This window comes from Pseudomonas sp. GW821-FHT10C09 (genome assembly GCF_059415465.1).
This window is the reverse complement of the sequence record NZ_JBWKNG010000017.1, coordinates 39108-60505: the sequence shown is the minus strand read 5'-3', so window position 1 is coordinate 60505 and position 21398 is coordinate 39108. Positions and strand designations below refer to the sequence as shown.

The 21398-nt window shown below is 60.2% G+C and carries 22 protein-coding genes; 10 read left to right on the top strand and 12 right to left on the bottom strand.

Annotation, left to right across the window (positions count from 1 at the left end):
- Positions 1–10 precede the first annotated feature (10 nt).
- The 3 genes from AC07N8_RS18800 (at position 11) to AC07N8_RS18790 (ending at position 3004) form a co-directional block, all read left to right on the top strand.
- Positions 11–892 carry an ABC transporter permease subunit gene (locus tag AC07N8_RS18800; RefSeq protein ID WP_170219144.1) on the top strand — a complete coding sequence of 294 codons (882 nt, stop codon included), beginning with the start codon at positions 11–13 and terminating at the stop codon, positions 890–892.
- Positions 889–1773: an ABC transporter permease subunit gene (locus AC07N8_RS18795; RefSeq protein WP_483839839.1), complete on the top strand. Its 885-nt coding sequence runs from the start codon at positions 889–891 to the stop codon at positions 1771–1773. Before AC07N8_RS18800 ends, AC07N8_RS18795 begins: the two co-directional genes overlap by 4 nt.
- A gap of 133 nt (positions 1774–1906) precedes the next feature.
- Positions 1907–3004, top strand: a complete 1098-nt coding sequence (locus AC07N8_RS18790) for a polyamine ABC transporter substrate-binding protein (protein ID WP_493145610.1) — start codon at positions 1907–1909, stop codon at positions 3002–3004.
- A gap of 254 nt (positions 3005–3258) precedes the next feature.
- Here AC07N8_RS18790 and thpR read toward each other — a convergent pair whose 3' ends face one another.
- Complete coding sequence (thpR, locus tag AC07N8_RS18785; protein ID WP_493145611.1) at positions 3259–3798, bottom strand: RNA 2',3'-cyclic phosphodiesterase; 540 nt, start codon at positions 3796–3798, stop codon at positions 3259–3261.
- 60 nt (positions 3799–3858) lie between these two features.
- On the opposite strand from thpR, the gene AC07N8_RS18780 reads away from it, so the two are divergent.
- Complete coding sequence (locus AC07N8_RS18780; RefSeq protein ID WP_007946346.1) at positions 3859–4053, top strand: hypothetical protein; 195 nt, start codon at positions 3859–3861, stop codon at positions 4051–4053.
- A gap of 14 nt (positions 4054–4067) precedes the next feature.
- On the opposite strand, the gene AC07N8_RS18775 is transcribed toward AC07N8_RS18780, so the two are convergent.
- Positions 4068–4421 (bottom strand): DUF1428 domain-containing protein, encoded by a 354-nt coding sequence (locus tag AC07N8_RS18775; protein ID WP_493145612.1) that lies wholly within the window; start codon positions 4419–4421, stop codon positions 4068–4070.
- 2 nt (positions 4422–4423) lie between these two features.
- The gene (locus AC07N8_RS18770) at positions 4424–5509 is read right to left on the bottom strand and encodes a hypothetical protein (RefSeq protein WP_493145613.1); all 1086 of its coding nucleotides are present in this window, start codon (positions 5507–5509) and stop codon (positions 4424–4426) included.
- Between the two features lie 422 nt (positions 5510–5931).
- On the opposite strand from AC07N8_RS18770, the gene AC07N8_RS18765 reads away from it, so the two are divergent.
- Positions 5932–6201: a hypothetical protein gene (locus AC07N8_RS18765; RefSeq protein ID WP_140668964.1), complete on the top strand. Its 270-nt coding sequence runs from the start codon at positions 5932–5934 to the stop codon at positions 6199–6201.
- On the opposite strand, the gene AC07N8_RS18760 is transcribed toward AC07N8_RS18765, so the two are convergent.
- From AC07N8_RS18760 to AC07N8_RS18750, 3 genes are all read right to left on the bottom strand, one after another.
- On the bottom strand, positions 6198–6836 hold the full coding sequence (locus AC07N8_RS18760) for a Vgb family protein (RefSeq protein ID WP_493145614.1): 639 nt from the start codon (positions 6834–6836) through the stop codon (positions 6198–6200). The two genes, AC07N8_RS18765 and AC07N8_RS18760, sit on opposite strands and share 4 nt — an antisense overlap.
- Before the next feature lie 36 nt (positions 6837–6872).
- Positions 6873–8084 carry a helix-turn-helix domain-containing protein gene (locus AC07N8_RS18755; RefSeq protein ID WP_493145615.1) on the bottom strand — a complete coding sequence of 404 codons (1212 nt, stop codon included), beginning with the start codon at positions 8082–8084 and terminating at the stop codon, positions 6873–6875.
- Positions 8085–8235: 151 nt separating this feature from the next.
- Complete coding sequence (locus tag AC07N8_RS18750) at positions 8236–9066, bottom strand: AraC family transcriptional regulator (protein WP_493145616.1); 831 nt, start codon at positions 9064–9066, stop codon at positions 8236–8238.
- A gap of 135 nt (positions 9067–9201) precedes the next feature.
- Here AC07N8_RS18750 and AC07N8_RS18745 point away from each other — a divergent pair, with 135 nt between their 5' ends.
- From AC07N8_RS18745 to AC07N8_RS18735, 3 genes are all read left to right on the top strand, one after another.
- Positions 9202–9720 carry a carboxymuconolactone decarboxylase family protein gene (locus AC07N8_RS18745; protein ID WP_493145617.1) on the top strand — a complete coding sequence of 173 codons (519 nt, stop codon included), beginning with the start codon at positions 9202–9204 and terminating at the stop codon, positions 9718–9720.
- Between the two features lie 30 nt (positions 9721–9750).
- Positions 9751–10002 (top strand): glutaredoxin 3, encoded by a 252-nt coding sequence (grxC, locus tag AC07N8_RS18740; RefSeq protein WP_493145618.1) that lies wholly within the window; start codon positions 9751–9753, stop codon positions 10000–10002.
- 115 nt (positions 10003–10117) lie between these two features.
- Positions 10118–10549 (top strand): nuclear transport factor 2 family protein, encoded by a 432-nt coding sequence (locus tag AC07N8_RS18735; protein ID WP_493145619.1) that lies wholly within the window; start codon positions 10118–10120, stop codon positions 10547–10549.
- A gap of 65 nt (positions 10550–10614) precedes the next feature.
- Here AC07N8_RS18735 and AC07N8_RS18730 read toward each other — a convergent pair whose 3' ends face one another.
- Positions 10615–11817: an NAD(P)/FAD-dependent oxidoreductase gene (locus AC07N8_RS18730; RefSeq protein ID WP_493145620.1), complete on the bottom strand. Its 1203-nt coding sequence runs from the start codon at positions 11815–11817 to the stop codon at positions 10615–10617.
- A 247-nt stretch (positions 11818–12064) separates the two neighbouring features.
- On the opposite strand from AC07N8_RS18730, the gene AC07N8_RS18725 reads away from it, so the two are divergent.
- Positions 12065–12634 carry an RrF2 family transcriptional regulator gene (locus tag AC07N8_RS18725; RefSeq protein WP_493145621.1) on the top strand — a complete coding sequence of 190 codons (570 nt, stop codon included), beginning with the start codon at positions 12065–12067 and terminating at the stop codon, positions 12632–12634.
- A gap of 49 nt (positions 12635–12683) precedes the next feature.
- Positions 12684–13085 carry a hypothetical protein gene (locus AC07N8_RS18720; RefSeq protein ID WP_493145622.1) on the top strand — a complete coding sequence of 134 codons (402 nt, stop codon included), beginning with the start codon at positions 12684–12686 and terminating at the stop codon, positions 13083–13085.
- Between the two features lie 12 nt (positions 13086–13097).
- Here the strand turns inward: AC07N8_RS18720 and AC07N8_RS18715 are convergent, their stop codons facing one another.
- From AC07N8_RS18715 to AC07N8_RS18695, 5 genes are all read right to left on the bottom strand, one after another.
- Positions 13098–15527, bottom strand: a complete 2430-nt coding sequence (locus tag AC07N8_RS18715; protein ID WP_493145650.1) for an efflux RND transporter permease subunit — start codon at positions 15525–15527, stop codon at positions 13098–13100.
- Positions 15528–15554: 27 nt separating this feature from the next.
- Positions 15555–16631, bottom strand: coding sequence for a WD40/YVTN/BNR-like repeat-containing protein (locus AC07N8_RS18710; RefSeq protein ID WP_493145623.1), 1077 nt, complete (start codon positions 16629–16631; stop codon positions 15555–15557).
- Between the two features lie 134 nt (positions 16632–16765).
- Positions 16766–18130, bottom strand: a complete 1365-nt coding sequence (locus tag AC07N8_RS18705) for a DUF1329 domain-containing protein (RefSeq protein ID WP_483839854.1) — start codon at positions 18128–18130, stop codon at positions 16766–16768.
- Positions 18131–18162: 32 nt separating this feature from the next.
- Positions 18163–19992 (bottom strand): DUF1302 domain-containing protein, encoded by a 1830-nt coding sequence (locus tag AC07N8_RS18700; protein WP_483839855.1) that lies wholly within the window; start codon positions 19990–19992, stop codon positions 18163–18165.
- 338 nt (positions 19993–20330) lie between these two features.
- Complete coding sequence (locus tag AC07N8_RS18695) at positions 20331–21380, bottom strand: AraC family transcriptional regulator (RefSeq protein WP_483839856.1); 1050 nt, start codon at positions 21378–21380, stop codon at positions 20331–20333.
- Positions 21381–21398 lie beyond the last annotated feature (18 nt).

The window sequence follows — 21398 nt, the reverse complement described above, 5'->3', positions numbered from 1 at the left end:
CATGCGGCTGATGCCGAGTGGTCGAAAGCTCGTCATCGGGGTTCCTTTCCTGTGGCTGTGCCTGTTTTTCCTGTTGCCGTTCTTCTTGGTGATGAAGATCAGCTTCTCGGAAGCGGCGCTGGCCATTCCTCCTTATTCGGAGATCTACACTTACGCCGAACAGAAGTTTCAGCTGTTCCTCAACGTCGGCAACTACCTGTTGCTGACCGACGATGAGCTGTACCTCTCGGCCTACCTCGGCTCGTTGAAGGTCGCGTTTTTCAGCACGCTGATGTGCCTGGTGATCGGTTTCCCGATGGCCTACGCCATTACCAAGGCCAACAAGGAAACACAAAACGTCCTGATGCTGTTGATCATGATGCCGACCTGGACCGCGATCCTGATCCGCGTTTACGCGTGGATGGGCATCCTCAGCAACAACGGTCTGCTCAATGCGTTTTTGATGTGGACCGGGCTGACCGATCACCCGATCGAGATCCTCAACACCAACACCGCTGTGTACATCGGTGTGGTTTACGCCTACCTGCCGTTCATGGTGTTGCCGCTGTACGCCAACCTGGTCAAGCACGATCAAAGCCTGCTGGAAGCGGGTTCAGACCTGGGCTCGAGCAACTTCAACAACTTCTGGAAAATCACCGTGCCGCTGGCCAAGAACGGCATCATCGCCGGCTGCATGCTGGTGTTCATTCCAGTGGTCGGTGAGTTCGTGATTCCGGAACTGCTGGGCGGCCCCGAGACCCTGATGATTGGTCGCGTGCTGTGGCAAGAGTTCTTCAACAACCGCGACTGGCCGGTGGCGTCTGCCCTGGCGGTGGTGATGCTGTTGATCCTGATTGTGCCGATTCTGCTGTTCAACCGCAGCCAGGCCAAAGAGATGGAGGCACGGGGATGAAACGTTTCGGTTTTTCAAAAATGATGCTGGTGTTCGGCCTGTCGTTTATCTACTTGCCGATGCTGATCCTGGTGATTTACTCGTTCAACGCCTCGAAGCTGGTAACGGTGTGGGGCGGCTGGTCGTTCAAGTGGTACGCCGGCCTGCTCGACAACACGCAACTGATGGGCTCTGTGGTGCGCTCGCTGGAAATCGCCTGCTACACGGCGATTGCAGCAGTGGCGCTGGGGACGTTGGCGGCGTTTGTACTGACTCGCGTTACGCGTTTCAAGGGTCGCACGCTGTTTGGCGGCCTGGTGACGGCGCCGCTGGTGATGCCAGAAGTGATCACCGGTCTGTCGCTGTTGCTGCTGTTCGTGGCGATGGCGCAGTTGATCGGCTGGCCGCAGGAGCGTGGCATCATCACGATCTGGATCGCCCACACCACGTTCTGTGCGGCGTATGTGGCGGTGGTGGTATCGGCGCGCTTGCGTGAGCTGGACCTGTCCATCGAAGAAGCGGCCATGGACCTCGGGGCGAAACCCTTCAAGGTGTTTTTCCTGATCACCATTCCGATGATCGCGCCCTCTCTGGCGGCCGGCGGCATGATGTCGTTTGCCCTGTCGCTGGATGACCTGGTATTGGCGAGCTTCGTGTCCGGACCGGGCTCGACGACCTTGCCGATGGAAGTGTTCTCGGCTGTGCGCCTGGGCGTGAAGCCTGAGATCAACGCCGTGGCCAGCCTGATTCTGCTCGCCGTTTCGATCGTGACCTTCATGGTCTGGTACTTCAGCCGCCGCGCTGAAGCCACTCGTAAACGTGCGATCCAGGAAGCGATGGACCAGACCGCCAGTGAATCGTGGCAGCAACCGAACAAGCAAATGGCTGGAGCAACGGCTTAGTTTTACAGCTGTAGTGAACACAAAACTGTGGCGAGCGAGCTTGCTCGCCACAGGTTCTGTGTTAACTGCCACAGGTATTTGTTCACTGAATTTTGTTTTGCGTATTTGAATAAAAAAGAATGGAGTTGTACCGATGAAAATGTTTGGCAGGACTCTGCTGACACTGTCCTTATTGGGCGCGATGGTTACCGGCGCCCAGGCCAATGACAAGGTTCTGCGCGTCTACAACTGGTCGGATTACATCGCCCCGGACACGGTCAAGAAGTTCGAAGACGAGACCGGTATCCGCGTGACCTACGATGTGTTCGACAGCAATGAAACCCTTGAGGCACGCCTGCTCGCAGGTAAATCCGGCTACGACATCGTCGTGCCGTCCAACAGTTTCCTGGCCAAGCAGATCAAGGCTGGCGTCTATCAGACGCTGGACAAATCGAAGCTGCCGAACTGGAAAAACCTCAACCCGGTCCTGCTGAAAAACGCGTCCGCCAGCGACCCGGATAACGCTCACGCCTTCCCATACATGTGGGGCTCGATCGGCATCGGTTTCAACCCGGCCAAGGTCAAGGAAGTGCTCGGCGCCCATGCACCGACCAACTCCTGGGACTTGCTGTTCAAACCGGAAAACGCCGAAAAGCTGAAAGCCTGCGGTATCAGCTTCCTCGATTCGCCAACGGAAATGCTCCCGGCCGCCCTGCACTACCTGGGCTACCCGGTGAACTCGCAGGACAAGGGCCAGATCGCCGAAGCTGAAGCGCTGTTCATGAAGATCCGCCCTTCGGTGGCGTACTTCCATTCGTCGAAATACATCTCCGACCTCGCCAACGGCAACATCTGTGTGGCCGTCGGTTACTCCGGCGACGTCTTGCAAGCCAAGGCCCGCGCGCAGGAATCGGGCAACGCGGTGAAGATCGACTACAGCATCCCGAAAGAAGGCGCCGGCAGTTTCTATGACATGGTCGCCATTCCTCGCGACGCGGCGAACGTCGAGAACGCCTACCTGTTCATGAACTTCCTGATGCGCCCGGACATCATTGCCGAGATCACCAACAACATCGGCTACAGCAACGCCAACGCGGCGGCGACGCCGTTGGTGGACGAAGCGATTCGCGATGATCCGGGGTCGTATCCGCCGCAGGACGTGATGGCGACGTTGTATGCGATTCCGGATATGCCGATCGGGATTCAGCGGGTGATGACCCGGGGTTGGACGCGGGTCAAGCTCGGGAAATAATCGCTGAATGTGAAATCGCTTTCGCGAGCAGGCTCGCTCCCACAGTGGTTTGTGGTGAGACACAGATTTGTGCACGACGCCAATCCCTGTGGGAGCGAGCCTGCTCGCGAAGAGGCCAGCACTGGCAACACAAGACTCAACCGTTTTCCGTTCCCGCAGCGTCTTACCACCGCTGCTCGCTCCCTGCAGCAGAACGGCCTCACCTGGCTTCCTCGGTTAAGGTGAATTTGGGCGCCCTCCTCGGGCGCCTTTTTTTAGACTGGCACCAGCGGCCATTCGGCCAACGCCCGATACCGCCCCTTATGCGATTCAAACAACACAAAACGATCCGCCCGCAGAAAAAATCCCGGCGGCGTCGCGGACTCAGGCACCGGCACCCGATAGTCCCGCATCAAGGTCAAATGCGGCCGAAACTCCTTCGCCGTTTCCTCCAGCCCAAACGGCAACATCGCCTGTTCCAACGCATACACCAGCCGCAACAACTCCGGCGGCGCCTGCTCCGGCGCGAGCACCAACACCCCGGCCCTGCGCCACACATCCAGTCGATCAAGCGCCACCCTCAACGCCACACCCGGCACGCGGACCTTGGCGGCGGCCGTGCAGATCTCGCCGATCTGCGCCACGCCGACCGCCCCCAGAAACAACAACGTCAGGTGAAAGTTATCCGCCGGCACCGGCCGCCCGCTGCGCAGTTCAAGCGCGCTGCGCCACTGGGCAATCGCCTTGCGCTGCTCGGGCGGACAGTTCAACGCAAAGAACAGCCGTTTGAGCGGTTCATGGGATTCGTCGCTCATGCCTGGCACCTCCTGACATGCACGTTATAGTTGAACCAACCGAAACAACGGGAGGGGGCCATGCGGCAGATCATCAGCAAAGAGCCATGGTGGGCGATGCCACCGCAACCGGGGCAGGATGAGTCCGAGCTGGAATGGGGCTGGCTGGTTCACTATAGCGAAGGTGAGCCACGTTTCGAGTTCGTCAGGGAGCGGCCGACAGATAACGAGATCCGTAATCGCAAGAGTTGCCGGATCACCCCGAGCGCGGAGTGATCCGGGAGTTTGTGTCAGGACTGGTAGATGATGTTGAAGCCGCCGAAGATCATGCGCTGACCGTCGAACGGCATTGAATTGACGTCCGGTTGCATGCGCGGGTCGGCCATCATTTTCTGCATGCCGGCATTGCGGGTCGCCTTGTCTGGCCAGATGATCCAGGAAAACACTACGGTTTCGTCTTCCTTGAGTTTCACCGCCATCGGAAACGAAGTCACTTTGCCGTCCGGCACATCATCGCCCCAGCATTCAACAATGCTCAAGGCGCCGTTCTCCTTGAAAATCGCGCTGGTGATTTCGGCGTGTTTCTTGAATTGCTCGCGCTTGGCGGTCGGTACAGCAATCACACAGCCATCGACATAAGACATGGTTATTCTCCTGCGGGGGGTTGAGGGTCGATCTGCTGGTTAGTCGATTGTGTCGGGCTCCAATCGACTTCACCCCTTGGCGAACCGACCGACGGGGGTGCGGCGCTCGCCGCCAGGTTGCCCTCGATTTGACCCGCCAGGTACAACGTCCCCGCCATCACGCCGGTCGTCGGATTCTGCACCAGTTTCAGCCAGGCCTTGTCGAACGTGTTGCCCAGGCTGCTGCGAATCAGCGCCTCACTGTCAGGCCGGTCGGCGGCTTGGATCAATGCGCGAATCCCGGCCACACCGACGGTGATCAAGCCCCCAGCCAATTTCCCAGCCGCTGCAGCGACGGCACTGGCGGCCCCGCGCGGGGCCATTTCGGCTTCCATGCGCTGGCTGGCGCGTTTGGCCACAGGCGCCATGGCGGTGTCGGTCGAGCCGACGCCTTTGTCACCGCCGGCCTTGTGGATCTTGTCGATCAACGCCGCGTAGGCCGGCAGCGAGTTCAACGGGTCCGTGTGGACGATCTGGTAGAGCGAGGCATTACGCGCGGGCGGTGGCCCGAGGGCGATGGCGGGGATTTTCTGGATGCGCCCGTTGAGCTGGGCCATCGGTATGCCGTGACGTTTAGAAATCTTCTGCAGCTCTTCCTGAAGAATGTCCACGTAGAACGCCATGGCCTGACCGAGAATCGCGTCGGGATCAATCTCGACCGCGACTGGCGCCAACACCCGTTGCTGGTATTGCTCGAGCAAATACTCCGCCAGGCGCTTGGCCGAGGCATCCTGCTCGCCCTTGGCGCTGATGGTGTACCAGCTGACCTTCATCGACAGCCATTCCTGGGTCCAATAGCTGCTGAACCAGGGGATGAAGTTTTCTTCGGTCAGTTGGTAGACCCGTGTCCGCCAGTAATCCATGGCGCCACGGGAATAGATTCGGGTCTGTTCGGTGGCTGATTGCGAGGCTTCGACGATTTCGCGATCAACCTGGTGCCACGTGCTGTCGGACACCACCACGACCGCCTCCACCACCGGCGCGCGCACAGGCGTGGCGCAACCCGCCAATACCACCAACACGGCGACGATCAGCGAACGCAGGTTCAAGATCGCGGTTTCCTACAGTCGCCCTTGGGCCGAATGCCCGGAACTCACAGGCCTATTGGTTTGAGTATAGGAGTTGGGGTTTGTTCGGTGTGCTTGAGGGCCTCATCGCGAGCAAGCTCGCTCCCACAGGGGATTGGCGTCGTGCACAAATTTTCGTTCCACCACGGACCACTGTGGGAGCGAGCCTGCTCGCGAAGAGGCCCTGAAGAACACCATCATTAATGTTGATATTCACCATCGCGACGAATGCCTTCCGCAATAAAACCGCCTGGAGCACCATCATCCCATCACAACGCAACGACCCTATCGGAGGGCCACATCATGTTGATCCATCTCCTGACCTGCCTGGCCCTGACGGCCGTTTCGCTGACCCTGTTTTCGCGTTTCTTCCTGGACATCGGTCAGACCGAGGAGCAACCATCATGATCCACTCCGTCAGCCTTTCCGTGAGCTTCCCGGTGTTTGGCACCAACTACTACGCGCAGGAATTCGTGTCGCGCAAAGAGTTGTCGCTGGTGTTCGACGAAAACTTTGAAGCGTTGCTGATGCCGGCAGCTGCCAACCACTTCAACAACGAAGTGGTCGGCCTCAATGATCAGTTCCGCTTTCTCAATGACGTGTTGGTTGAGCACTTGCTGGAGATCGAACTGGCCCAAAGTGCGCCCCGCTCGTCGCGTCAGTTTACGTTCTAGGAAGCCACGGGCCGGCGCACGGCCCTGACTTTGCCGCTGTTGCCGCCGCCACAGAAAAACCGCTCGCCACCATCCGACTCAAGCCCTGACACTCCCACCCCTGGCGGCATTTCGACAGCCTCCAGGACCTTGCCGGTGGTCGGGTCAATCCGCCGCAACTCACTCTGATCTTCTTCCCACGTGCCGTGCCATAAATCGCCGTCTACCCAAGTCACACCGGTGACAAAACGGTTGGACTCGATGGTGCGCAGAATGGCCCCGGTGTCGGGATTGATCTGGTGGATCTTGCGCGCCCGATATTGACCCACCCACAGCATGCCTTCCGCCCACGTCAGCCCCGAATCGGTGCCACCGCCGGGCGCCGGAATCGTGGCGAGCACGCGGCCGCTTTGGGGGTCGATCTTGTTGATGTGTTCCCCGGCAATCTGAAACAAATGCTCGCCGTCAAAGGCAGTTCCTGCGTCTGCGGTTATATCGAGCGAACGCAGCGGCTTGCCACTGTCCGGGTCAAGGGCGTTGAGCTTTTCTCCTGAAGCGAACCAGACGTGCTGGCCGTCAAACGAGACGCCGTGCACGCTGTCGACGCCAGGAAACGGGCCGTATTCACGGATGATTTCAGCGGTTGAACGTTTCATCGTTGCATCCTCTTCACTGGGTGTGTGGAGTGGAGCCTAATCACCCGGTAACAAAGCCGTGAGTAACAAAGTCGTCGCGAATCCCGGCATCGGTGGCGTCATCCAGCGACGCGCGCGGCCACGACCAAACGCCTGCACTTTGCCGGCGACCGCCAGCGAATCAAGCGCCCGTTGCACGCTGCGCTGACCGGTGCCCAGCGCCATCGCCAGCGCCGAACTCGACCATGACTCGCCGTCCGCCAGAAACGCCAACAGCGCCGCGTGCTGCTCTTCGACCGGCCGCGCCAGTACCACGACGTCCGGCGACAGCAGGGCAAAGCCGCGCTTCGTCGCCGTGATCCCGGCCAGCGGTCGAAGCGCCGCACGCAGCCGTCCGACTTCGACGCGCAACCGCGCACGGTGAGATTCGTCACTGAGTTTCAAGCGAAAAGCATAGGCGATGAGTGTTTCGCGGGGGACATCGGCCGGCCAGGCTTCGGCCAATGCCCGCGCGAGGGAGAACAACACCGGGCGCCTGGCCAGCGACACCGACATTCCGGCGCCGCGCACCGTGTATCGACACGCGTCGACCACCAGCGATGTTGAGGTCAGCAGCGTTTCAACCTCATCCAACAGCAACGGTCGCACCTCGCCCCGGTGGATTAACCGGGCGGCGGGGACGTTGAGGACGTGAGCGACGTTCTCGACTTCCGCGCTCAGCGCCGGGATCCCCGCGTCGCTTGCGAAGCGTTCAGCCCTTTGCAGTGCAGACCGCGCCTTTCTGATCTCCAGCCGTCGCATGGCGATGCCGGCCACCACCAATTCATGGGCGGCGCGCAAGGCCGGCGGCAAGGGCGCAGGGTCCAGTTGGGCGAGCCGTTCCTCGACCTGTTCGATATGACCGATCAGCAATAAACGCCGGATTTCCAGATAGCGCGCATGAGCCGCGTTCACCCAATCGCCGTGGGCCTCCAGCGTTGCTCGCGCGGCGTCGAGGGCTTTTTCGGGCCAGCTCAAATCGCGAGAAGCCAGGGCAATTTCGGCCTCGGCCACCACGCAGCGGGCTCGGGCCATCGGCTCTTTTGGACCAAATGCACGGGCGGCCCGTTTGACCAATGCCTTGGCGCGCTCCAGATCGCCGAGCTGCGCCATGGCGATACCGCGCAATGCCAGCGCCGGCGCATCTTCGCGCAAGGCCACCCGGTTCAACGCCCCGAGGGGGTCACCCGCCGCCAGTGCACGGGCGGCGGCGGTGATCAGCGAGTCCATGTGAATCGCGCCACGGTGGTCACTCCCTTCGTTGGATGTCCGCTGGTTAGTCTATCTCACGATGCTGAAACCCTGTGGTAAGCGGGCTTTTGTGGTGATGAGGCTTGTGCCTCATCACCACAAAAGCCCCCACCACCACAAAAGGCCCCCATCACCGCGGGCGTTTGCCCGCCTGCGTCCATTCTCGCGGGCTGACCCCGGTTTTTCGGCGAAAGGCACGGGCCAGCGCCGAGGGGCTTTCGTAGCCAACTTCATCGGCGATCAGCGCAATCGACTTGCCTTCGCGCAGCCGTTTCTGCGCCAGGCTGATGCGCCAGCTCACCAGATAGTCGACCGGGGTCTGCCCCACCACTTGGCGAAAATGCTCGGCAAAACTGGCGCGGGACATGTTCGCCGCCGCCGACAGCTCGGCCACGGTCCAGGATTTTTCAGGTGCGTCGTGCATCAGGCTCATGGCCCGCGCCAGACGCAAATCGGCGAGGCCGGCCATCATGCCGGGGCTCTGAGCACGGTCGGTGAGGATATGCCGCAGCAGCTGGATCACCAGCAATTCGAACAGTCGATCCATCATCGCTTCACGACCACAGATGCCGCCGAAGGCTTCACTGAACAGCCAGTCCAGGGTGCCGGCCATCGTCGGAATGCTGTCGAGTTTGAGTAGCAGGAAATCCGGCAGCGCGGCGGCCAGGGCGTTGCCGGCACCGCCGTCGAAATCCAGTGTTGCGCACACCAGTTGCGCGTCCGAGGCTTCGCTGGCGAACAAACGGTGACGGAAAGGTCGCGGGAAAAATATCAGCGTCGGCTCGCTGAGCACCTGGTCGGGTTCATCGGCCAGTTTCAGCGTCACTTCGCCCGCTTGCAGCAGGTGCAAGTGGCCGGTTGACTGCTCGCCGTCAAACACCACCGAGCCGCAAAAATGCCCGCTGTAGAAGCTCCCGGCACTGACACCGAAGTGGGTGAGTAAAGTGGACAAGCGATCCATGGCACGGCTCCCGGGCAAATATCTGGACGATCTGTCGCACATCCTCGACGATTTGCACCCTAAAGGCCAGCGTCGCCCCATAGCATAGACCCCGTACCCAGCGCACACCGCGCTTGAATCTACGGAGCTATACCCATGAGCCGCATTACCGCCCTGAGCCTCGAACACGCCACTGACACCACCCGCCCGCTGCTGGAAGGCGTGCAGAAAAAAATCGGCTTTTTGCCGAATGTCTTCAAAACCCTGGCGCATGCCCCTGCGGTTCTCGCGGCCTACCTGCAACAAAGCGCGACGCTGGGCAAAACGTCCCTGAGCGCGACGGAAAAAGAAGTGGTCTTCCTGGCCACCTCGCAAGTCAACGGCTGCGATTACTGCCTGGCCGCGCACACGCTGTTTGCCGGTAAAGCCGGGCTGTCCGCGCAAGACATCCTCAGCGCCCGACACGGCGAACTGAATGCCTACGCCACCCTCGCCCAACAAATTACCGAAAGCCGTGGCCATCTCAGCCTCGAACAACTCGACGCTGCACGGGCGGCCGGTATCACCGACGCCAAGATCATTGAAGTGGTGGGCCACATCGCGGCACAAACCCTGACCAACTACCTCAACAACCTCGCCCTCACCGAGATCGACTTCCCCGCCATCGATGCGTAAGCGCGGACACTAAATTCAGGAGTATCGACAATGAACAGCGTGACGATCTACACCACCGACACCTGCCCCTATTGCCGCAACGCCAAGGCGCTGTTGGCCAGTAAAGGCATCGCGGCGCAGGAAATAAACGTCCAGTCCAGCCCCGGCAAGTTCGAGGAGATGCTCAGCCGCAGCGGTCGACGCAGCGTGCCGCAGATTTTCATCGGCGACACCCATGTCGGTGGCTTCGATGACCTGGCCAAGCTGGACCGTCAGGGTGGTTTGTTGTCGATGCTGGCCTGAAACCCTCTGCCCGTGCACGACCTTGAAGACGGGGCGTGCCGGGTATTCTCTAAATTCTTTATAGGTTGTACGATGACCGATGAGTCACCCTTCCCATAACAACAAGGAAACACCTATGAAAAACGTCAAACTGCTGGTCGGTTTTCTCTGCCTCTTCAGTGGCTACGTCGTCGCTGCGCCGGCGCCGGGCGAGAAAGAGGTCGCCAGCGCCGTCGACCATCTGACCCAAGCCATGCTGCACAAGAACATTTCCGAACTTAAAACCCTGACCGCCGAGAACCTGACCTACGGGCATTCCAGCGGCAAGGTTCAGGACAAGAGCGAATTCATCGCCGACATCGAAACCGGCAGAAGCGCGTTCAAAACCCTGGAAATGCAAAACCAGACCATCAACGTCTCCGGCGATGTAGCGTTGGTGCGCAATCATTTCTCGGCCCAGGCACTCAAGGGCACCGAAGTGATCCCGACCGAAATCGAGAACTTCCAGATCTGGCAGAAAAAGGATGGCAAATGGCTGCTGGTCGGCCGCCAGGCTTTCCACATCTAGCTTTCCATATTTAAAAAAAATCCCGCCCAAGGTCACTTGAGCGGGATTTTTTCACGACAACGCTATCAAGCCACTGGAATCATCGGATCCGCGGCGGCCAATGCGGCGGCACGGTCAGCGGCCGGTGGGTAGATCCACACGGTGTTGATCTGCGTCTTCAAGTCTTTGCCTTCCTGCTTGACCAGTTTGACCTGACGATCCCAACCCTCGGTGTAGACCGCGCCCCAGGCACCCAGGTCCAGGCACGTTACGTACTTGGGCTGGCTATACGGCGTCGGGTCCACGCCCAGAATCTGCGCCGCCACGTTGTTTCCGGCGTGACGCCCCAGCGAGATGGCGTGCTGGCAGGTCATCATCGCGAAGTTGCCGATGTCGTCGCAGGCCGCGTAAGCCACATCGCCCGTGGCAAAGATGTCGTCCTGACCAATGACTTTCAGATGACTGTCCACGTGCAGACGGCCTTGGGAATCACGCTCGGCAGGGATTTGCTCGGTCAGTGAGCTGGCGCGCACACCGGTGGTCCAGATCACGGTTTTGGCCTCGATGCGCTGGCCGTCGGCCAGGGTCACACCTTTGGCGTCGACCGCCGCCACCGACGACTTCACGCGCCATTTCACTCCCAGCTCAGTGCTCGCCTCGGCAATCGACTGGCTGATTTCGGCGCCCATCGAAGCCCCGACCTTCTCGCCACGGTCGATGATGATCACTTCGATGTCGGCACCCTCACCGAGGATTTCCCGCAGACGTGCGGGCATTTCAGTCGCCGTTTCAATCCCGGTGAAACCGCCGCCGGCGACGACCACGGTATTTCGGGCTTTGCTTTCTGGCTGGTTGGCCAGGGATTTCAGGTGGTTTTCCAGACGCACGGCTTGTTCGATCTGATCCACATCAAAGGCATGCTCGGACACGCCCGGGGTGTTCGACTGGGCCAGACGGCTGCCGGTCGCCAGAACGAGTTTGTCGTAGCTGAGGGTCTGGCGGGTGCCTGAAGCATCGGTGTAACCGACACTTTTGTGCTGCACGTCGATGGTCTCTGCGGCGCCCTTGATGAACTTCACACCGACCGCATCGAACAGCTCGCCGAGGGGTGCAGCCAGCTGATGAGCATTCGGTTCGTAGAAGCGCGGACGCACGCGCAGCTCGGCCTGGGGCGCCAGTACCGTGACCTCGACGCCGTTGTGATCATGCAGGTCGAACAGGCGTGTGGCGCTCAACGCCGTCCACATGCCGCCGAAACCTGCGCCGATAACCAGGATGTGCTGTTTCATGGTTTTAACTCCGAGGATGACCAAAGACTGAACTCGTTGCCGAGCGGACAACGGCGACTATAGATATCCGAGTTGCAGTGTGCAATATCCTTTTTACGATGACTGCCATCATCCACTTCGATACCTCGACAATCCCGTCAACAGCTTTTATCTATAAGCAACACGGGGCAGATAGCGATCAGCATGGATTATTGCCCGCCTATCCATCGACTGATAACATTGGCGACTCATTCAGTCGGAGATCCTGATGTCTCTTTACAGTGCGGGCGTTGAATACGGCATTCATTGCCTGATTTTTTTGGTAGGCGATTACGGCGACAGCCGTGAGGCGAGCGTGCGCGACCTCGCCGAACTGCAAGGCGTGCCGCTGGATTACCTGGCCAAGATCTTCACCCGACTGGCCAAGGCCAAACTGGTGATCGCCACCGAAGGCGTGCGCGGCGGATTCAAACTGGCGCTGCCGGCAGACGAAATCAGCGTGCTGGATATCGTCAACGCCATCGACGGCAAGAAACTGATCTTCGATTGCCGCGAGATTCGCGGGCGTTGCGCCTTGTTCGACGGCGCCCCACCGGCGTGGGCCCTCGACGGTCCTTGCGCGGTACACGCGGTGATGATGACGGCGCAAAAACGCATGGAAGAAGCGCTCGCCCAGCAGACCATTCTCGACCTCGCCAGAAGAGTCGGGCGCAAAGCCCCGGCCGAATTCGGTGAGCAATTGCACACTTGGATGAGTGATCGACGGGAAAAGAAAACTGCCAGCAGTGTCGCGGTTGAGGACGAGCAGATCATCCCGACGACCGATCTCTCGGACTGACGATTCAGCTATGGGCAAAGCGGATTAGAGCGCTCTATGATTAGGGCCCATGACGACCACTGTTCCGATCCGCTCACCCTGCCCGCCCGGCGCCTGCACCTGCGGGCGTGACCCGCTGCTGGAAACACCGGGTGCGGACGTGCGCATCCTGTTTCTGACCCGCCCGGAAGAAAAGCGCCTGCTCGACCGCCTGGAAAACCTCCAGAGCCTGGCCGACCTCGAACGCCTGCAACAGCGGATGTACGAGCAACTGGGCATCCGCGTCGAGATCGCCCCCAGCTTCAACGAAGTGCGGACCATGCGCGGCATCGGCATCACCCTCGGCGAGCAGCCCGGCCTGTGTCGCAAAACCCGCCAGTCGATCCCGGCCGCCATTCGCCGTGGCCTTGAGAAGCGCCCGGAGATTGCCTACAACATTCTCAATGCCAACGACTTGTTGCGAGATGCCTGACCGCGCGTCGGCCTATTTCACCTTGCGCAACAGAAAGTGCGACAGCGCCGGGATCAACACCAACGCCCCTACCATGTTCCAGATGAACATGAACGTCAGCAGAATGCCCATGTCGGCCTGGAACTTGATCGGCGACCAGGCCCAGGTGATCACACCCGCGGCCAGGGTAATCCCGACCAACGCCACCACTTTCCCGGTGAACGCCACGGCATTGCGATACGCCTCGGTCAGCGACATCCCGGCACGTTGCTGCGCCAGTTGCACGCTCAACAGGTACAACGCGTAATCCACGCCAATCCCCACACCGAGCGCAATCACCGGCAGCGTGGCGACTTTGACGCCCATGCCCAGCCAGACCATCAGCGCTTCGCAGAGGATCGAGGTCAACATCAGCGGCACCACGGCCACCACCACCGCGCGCCAGCTGCGGAAGGTGATGAAGCACAACACAATGACCGCGCCGTACACGTACAGCAGCATGGTGCGGTTAGCGTCACGCACGACGATGTTGGTCGCCGCCTCGATCCCGGCACTGCCGGCCGCCAACATGAACTGACGATCACCGTTGCTGTGCTCTCGGGCGAAGGTTTCAGCCACTTGCACTACGCGGTCGAGGGTTTCGGCCTTGTGATCCGACAGGTACGCCACGATCGGCATCATCGAGCAATCGTTGTTGAACAGGTCCGGACTGCTGACCGAGGCCTGCTGCGCGCCGTAGTTGAGCACGTCCTGATTGCGCGCGATGGTCAGCATCTTCGGGTTGCCTTCATAGGAACCCGCCGTGATCTGGCGTACGGCGTTGGTCAGCGACACCGTGGTTTGCACGCCAGGGATCTGCTGCAACAGCCAGCCGAGGCGATCGGCTTCCACCAGCGATTGGTACTTCAGGCAGCCCTCGCTCGGCGTCTTGAGCATGATTGCGAACTGGTCGCTGGACAGCGAATAGTTGCTGGTGATGTAAGCGTTATCACGGTTGTAGCGCGAGTCTGAACGCAGTTCCGGAGCACCTGGATCGAGGTCGCCGATCTTCAGATGATGGCTGACGATAATACCGCCCACCGCCAACACAGCCGCCACGCTCACCGCGATGGTGGCCCAGCGGCGCTCGGTAAACTTGTCGAGGAAACTCCACAGCGCCCCGATGCCTTTACCGCGCAGCTCCTTGTTCTCGGCGCGCAAACTGCGCTCGGCGGCCTTGCGACTCACCCCCCAGTACGACAGCAACACCGGCAGCAATACCAGGTTGGTGAAGATCAGCACCGCCACACCGATGCTCGCGGTGATTGCCAAGTCCTGAATCACGGGGATATCGATCAGCATCAACACCGCAAAACCGACCGCATCGGCCAGCAACGCGGTAAGACCGGCGAGAAAAAGACGGCGAAAGGTATAGCGCGCGGCGACCAGTTGATGGGTGCCGCGCCCGACGTCCTGCATGATCCCGTTCATCTTCTGTGCGCCGTGGGACACACCGATGGCGAACACCAGGAACGGCACCAGAATCGAGAACGGGTCAAGCGCAAAGCCGAACAGCGCAACCAACCCAAGCTGCCAGACCACCGCGATGACCGAGCAGAGAATCACCAGCGCGGTGCTGCGTACACAACGGGTGAAGTAGAAGATGATCGCCGTGGCAATCACCGCCGCGGCGCCGAAATACATCATCACCTGCATCAGGCCGTCGAGCAGGTCGCCGACCAGTTTGGCGAAACCGATCACGCGGATCTTGATCGGCCCTTTGCCCTCTTCGCCCGACACGCGAACGCTGCCGGAAAATTCGTATTTGTCGCGCAGTTTCTCTTCCAGGGTCTTGGAGAACTGGTGGTAATCGATGGCCTGCCCGGTGACCGGGTCTTTCTCCAGCAACGGCACGAAGATCATGCTCGACTTGAAGTTGTTGCCGATGAGGCTGCCGACGATGCCCGAGCGGGCAATGTTCTGCCGCAACTGCTGCACGCTTTGCGCCGAGCCGTCATAGGAATCGGGCATCACCGGGCCGCCCTGAAAGCCTTGCTCAGTGACTTCGGTCCAGCGCACCGCCGGGGTCCACAGCGACTTCATCCAGGCACGGTCGACGCCCGGCGTGACGAACAGTTCGTCGTTGATTTCTTTCAGGGCGTCGAGGTAGTGCGGGTCGAAAATATCGCCGTTGCTGCTCTCCACCACGACTCGCACCGCATTGCCGAGGCCGCGCAAGGCCTGACGGTTTTCCAGGTAGTTTTTGATGAAGGGCTGGCTCTGCGGGATCATCTTTTCGAAGCTGGCATTGAGCGTCAGCCGGGTCGTGGCGAAGAAGCTCAATGCAATCGTCACCAGCAGACAGGCCAGCACCACCCACAAGCGGTTGTTGAAGATCAGCCGTTCCAGGGCGTTACCGGAGCGTGCGTCGAAGCCCTTGAGCTCGCGGATAACCGGCATTGTTTCGAGTTCGTAGTGACCCATCATGGTGTTCTCTTTGTGATGCCGGGCTTATTCGAGAGGCAATTGACGCAGGCCACGGGTGCCTGCAAGCACCAGCGAACTGCCATTGGCCACTTGGGCAGCAGCCACCGGGGCCATCGTGGTGGTGGGTTGAATATGAAAACTTGCGCCGTCGTCGCTGCTGACCAATACATGGCCGGCCTGACTGACCAGCACGATGCGGCCATCGGTCGTGACGGAGCTGGCAGTGATGCTCAGGGGCAAGCCGAGTTCGATTTTGTTCCAGCTCACGCCACTGTCAGTGCTGCGGTAAACGTTGCCGCGCAGACCGAATACCAGAGCCGCACCCGGCTTGCCGGTGATGCCAAAAAAGCTGCCGTTGTACGGTGTCGGCATCGCGTTGAACCGGCCGCTCGCACGGTCCAGTTTCAGCACCAGGCCCTGCTCGCCGACGATAAACAAATCGTCACCCACCGGGCGCAGTGCGTAGAGGTTCAGCGCGCTCGGGTTTTCGGTGCGCTCCAGCAACGGCGTCCAGTGGCGACCGCCATCGTCGGTGCGCAGAATCAGGTTGAACGCGCCGACGATGTAGCCGACCTGATCGCTTTCGAACCAGACATCGAGGAAGGGTTTATCGGCGCCCTCCTCGACCATGCGTTGCGCGTCGCTGACCCGGTGTTGCAGGTCGGCATCATCCGGTTGACTGGCAAGTTGGTGCTGGTAGTAATCGAGCAGGATCGGACCGACCTGACGGCCGTCCAATTGTCGGGTCCAGGTCTGGCCGGCATCGCTGCTGTGCAGGACCACGCCGTCGTGACCGACCGCCCAGCCTTGTTGGGGGGTTGGAAAATTCACGGCAACCAGGTCGGAACTGACCGGTACTTGGGCCTGTTGCCAGTGTTGACCAGCATCATCGGAATAGAGAATGTGCCCGCGTTGGCCCACGGCAACCAGGCGGTCACCGGCGTGAGTCAGTCCGGTCAGCGTCGACCGCGCGGCGAGCTCGCTTGGCAGTGCCGGCGTGTCGAGCACATCGGCAAATTCGCCGGCGAACACCGGGCGGGTGAACGGCACGGCCAGGGCAGCTGACAACGCGGCCAGCAGGAACCACTTGATCATCGTCATTATTATTATCTCGGTGCACACCACGGTTCCCTTGTGGGAGCGAGCTTGCTCGCGATAGCGGCCACACAGTCGACATCCCTGTTGAATGTGCTGGCCTCGCAAGCAAGCCCGCTCCCACATTGGATTGCGGGGGTTTAGCGGATGCCAGCGCCAGCCAGCGATTCAGCAGACCACTGCGCCTTCGACAGCGGATCGATGTACTTCAAGCCGCCGTAAGGACCGTAGAAACCGTTGACGTTGTAGGCACCGGAAATCAGGTCATAGGTCATGTGGTTGATCGTGTCCGGAGCCTTCACGTCGTAGCTGTAGGTCAGGTGCGCGAAACCGCCACGGTAGAGTTGGCCACGGGCGTCATACTCGTCGGAGGCCAGGGCGATCCAGGTGTCTTCGTCGAGGTAGAACGTACGTTTGCTGTAGATGTGACGCTTGCCCGGTTTGAGCGTGGCTTCCACCACCCACACCCGATGCAGCTCCCAGCGCATCAGATCCGGATTGACGTGGTTGGCCTTCATCACGTCGGCCGCGTCTTTGTGGTAGCTCAACTTGTAAGTGTTGTACGGCACATACATTTCTTTCTTGCCGACCAGCTTGAAGTCGTAACGGTCCATCGCACCGTTGAACACGAAAGCATCGTCATAGGTCGCTGCGCCGACAGTACCCGGGTTTGGCGTGTCATAGGCCAGGTCCGGTGCCAGTTTCACGCGGCGTTGCCCTGGCAGGTATTGCCAGGCGCGACGCGGTTGTTGCAGCGGGTTGACCGAGTCCATCAACAGCAGCGCTTCACCGGCACGACGTGCAGGGCCGGTGTAGGTCAGCTTGATCTTGTAGTATGTTTCATCGGACGTTACCGGACCGGCTGCACGCGACGGAGCAAAGAGCGGGTATTCGATGTTGAACACACCCGTGGAGCTCAACGAGGCAGTACCGGAGGAGTCGACGTTCCACGAGTCGTACTTGTTGGTCATTGCCACGCCTTGATAGCGCTGCAAGTGGTTCCACATGGCTTCGTAGCCGTCAGCGGGGATCGGGAACGGTACGCCCGGCAGGGAGTTTTCCAGACCCAGCCCGCCATCGGTGGTCTTGGCCGTCACCGCGTTTTTCGCGGTGTTGTCCAGGACGGCCTGAGGCATGGCGACGCTGCGGTGAGTCGGGTACACATCAAGGCGATACGATGGGTAGCGGGTGAGCAACGCCTGCGTGGTCGCGGTGAGTTTGTCTTTCTGCTCCGCCAATTCTTTGCCAGTGATGACCAGGCGTGGTTTGTCGGCACCGAACGGGTCCGGACGGAACGAGTCGCCGGTTTTAAAATCAGTCGGAATCGTGGTCAGACCGCCGGTGTACGCCGGAATGAGACCGTCGGCGCTGGCCGCTTTCTCAGCACCGACTGCCGTCAGGCTGGTGCCCAGTCTGGCCGCTTGATCGGCACTGACCGCCGCATGGGCGGAGCCGACGACGGCCAGCGCCAGGGCGGTGGCCAATAGTGTTTTAGCAAAATTCATGGGGTGTCTCCTGTTAACTCACAGCACTCGGATCAGAGGGTGGTTTTGAAAGTGAAAGTGACCATGCCGCGATCCTTGAGCTGGGCCACGGTACCGGCAAACGCAGTGGTCTGGCCGGGCACGCAGTTGTATTGACCGTTGGCACCGGGCGCGGCGCCATCGCCATGGGCGGAAGCGTTGCCGGCAGAACCACAGGTGTCGAAATCGCCAAAGTTATCGACGTACTTGAGGTCGAAGCGGTACTGGCTGTGCACATCCATGCCGACGCCGACCGAGTAGCTGCCGGTGCCTTTGTTGCCGCCCAGTTGCACGGACGACTGGCCCGCGAGGCCAACGTTGTAGCTGACCGGCATGAACATATCGATGCCGGGGAACACCTGGTACCAGGTCGGGTTGAAGTTCATGCCGACGATGTAGTTGTCCTTGGTGACCTTGTCGACGCCGTTGTACCAGTCCTCACCCTTGAACAATTGCTTGTTCTCCGTCACGTCCAGCCAGCGGCTGTAGGCGAGTTCAACCAGCAACGAGGAGGAGTCCCAGAGCGGTGTTTCGCCGAAGGTGGTCAGGCCGTTCAGCACCGCGTGCACCGTGTTGCCGCGCGCCACGCCGTTTTCGCCATCGAAGCTGCTGATGAACCCTGGGGTTTCGCGTGCGCCCAATGTCGGGTTGACGGTGGCCGGAACGCTGGACAGCGGCATGTTGTGGCGATAGTTGAGGTCGAAACCGACACTCACGCCCGCAATGTTTTTGGCCAGGCTGAAACCGTAGACATCGATGTCATCCACGTAGAACTGGTTGTAGCTGCCGATGGTGCCCGAGGCGATTGCGGCAGGCGTGACAGCACCCGGTTGCAACACCAGATTGGGCAGGATGTCCGAGGTTTTGCGGTAGTAGAGGCCCATGGTGCCGTCCAGCCACGCCGGACTCCACTTGGCCATCAAACCAAAGTCGCCGCTGTTGCTAGGCGTGAACGTATGACCGTTTTGGAGGCGCAGGAACTGGTTGGCACCCAATGGCCCGGCGACGCCGAAGAACGGGTTCGCCGCACCAATCAAGGACAGGTTATGGCCGCCGCTCTGGATGCCGTCGTTGAAGCCCAGGTACGTGCCGGACTCCGGCAAGCGTGCGGCATCCCAATCGAGAAAATACTGCGCAGCGAGGGTCAGTTCCGGATTGACGGTGAAGCTGGTGGACAGCTGATTACGCGGGATGAACAGCTCTTTGGCTTCGGTGCCCGGCACTGCGAGGGCCTTGGACAAGTCCAGACCCGATTGGCCATAGCTGTTGCCGTGGGCAAAGGCCAGAACGCTTTCACCCCAATAGACCGTGTGCTTACCGGCCTTGCCACTGAGCATCGACTCGTCGCCGATTTCGGTGCTGCCGAACACAAAGGCGTCGAGGATCTCGGAGGACGGACCATTGTAATAACGGTCGGCATAGCCGCTCTGGTGCTTGGAATCAGCTTTGCCATCATTCAGCTGGTTGGTCGACGGGTTGTAGCTGCCGATATCGTCATACGCATGGTCGTACCAGCTGTTGGCGCTGACCCGAAAGCCCATCTGTTTTTTGTACACCACGTCCAGTTCAGACATGACGTCGAGACGCTGGGCGACCGGACTGCCGGAAGAAAAGTTGCGGTCACCGTCGTTGTTGTTCCACGAGTTGGCCAGCTTGCTGTTCGGTGCTTCTACGCGCTGGGCGTAGTTGAATTTCAGGGTGTTGTCGAAACGAACCGTCAGGTCCTCGTTCCCCGTATCAAATTCGAACGCCTGCGCTGGCGCCATGCCCAGCCCGGCGAGTACCGCCGAAGCCAGCAGCCCGCGCCGCAGATTTGGATGGCAGATCTTATTGTTGTTATTCATCTAGCGTGCTCGCCTTCTCTGTGGTTTCACGAAAAGTCATTCAAAAAATGCCGACTTTGGTGGAGTGCCCTGCTCTAAGGAGCACTGACCGGATCGGTCGAGACTGTTGTATCGCGAGGGGTGGGGGGGTCGCCGGTCAATTGGGCCAAATCATCGGTCAGCGCAACTTCCCGCTCACTGTGGCGAGGGGGCTTGCCCCCGTTGGGCTGCAAAGCAGCCCCAAAATCACTGATCGCACCTAGGATCTTGTGAGTGCTACGCACTCAAACGGGGGCAAGCCCCCTCGCCACAGGGACCACTCCTACAGAGGAATTGTTGTTTGTCTGGGGGGTTGGGTTTTAGAGTTGCTGGCGGAAATCCGTGGGCGACAGCCCGGTCCAGCGCTTGAACGCGCGGGTGAAATTGCTGGTGTCACTGAAACCCAATAGAAAGGTGATTTCAGTCACCGGCCGCGATGCCTGGCTCAGGTAGCTGTACGCCAGTTCCTTGCGGGTGTCGTCGAGCAGTTGCTGGAAATGCGTGCCACGCTGGGACAGTTTGAGCTGCAGCTTGGTCGGGCTCATGTGCAGCGCGCCGGCCACCCGGTCGCGGGTGCAATCGCCGTCCGGAAGGAACTCGATGATCTTCTGGGTCACGCCGGTGATCACATCGCTTTTGTCCAGGCGCGCCAGGTAACTGATGATGATGTTGTCGTTGACCTGCGCCAGTTCCGGGCACGATCCGCTGAGCGGATAGACCATATCCGCCTTGTGAAACACCATCAGGCTGCTGGCCTGCCCGAACAATACCGGCGACCGGTACAACGTTTCGTAAGGCGCCCCGCCTTCGTGGGGCATGGGGCGACAGAACTCCATTCGTACCGGCTTGAACTCCTGTTTATAGAGCAAGCGCATGGTACGGATCAGAAAGCCGAAAAACGCATCTTCAGTCTCGTAGCACAGCTCCAGCAGGTGATCGCAGCGGAACAGCACCTGGTCATCCACCTGCGTGACATGCACCTTGGCGACCTGGGACACCAGGCGAAAATAACGCTCCAGTCGCCGACAGAAATCCAGCAATGTGCCACTCGCCGCCAGGGAGTATCCCAAGGCATGCAGGTGCGTCAGATGAATATGCTTGGCCACCGTCAGGCCGAAATACGGATTGTTGGTCACATCGACGCAGGCCCGATAGAGCTTGGTCATCGTCGCGACCGGCAGGCGGGTCATCGGATCGGTCGCCACGCCCAGCGGAATACCCATCGCGAGGAAAATCCGCTTGCTGTCGACCCCACTGGCGTCCAGCGCGCGGGCGATGGCCACGGTGTAGCTGCTGATGGTGGAAGGCTGCAAGGCTTCTTCACGCAACGAGTTTTCGGTGCCGGGCGTATCCATTTTCGAACCTGACATGGGCCTGCCTGTTGGGGA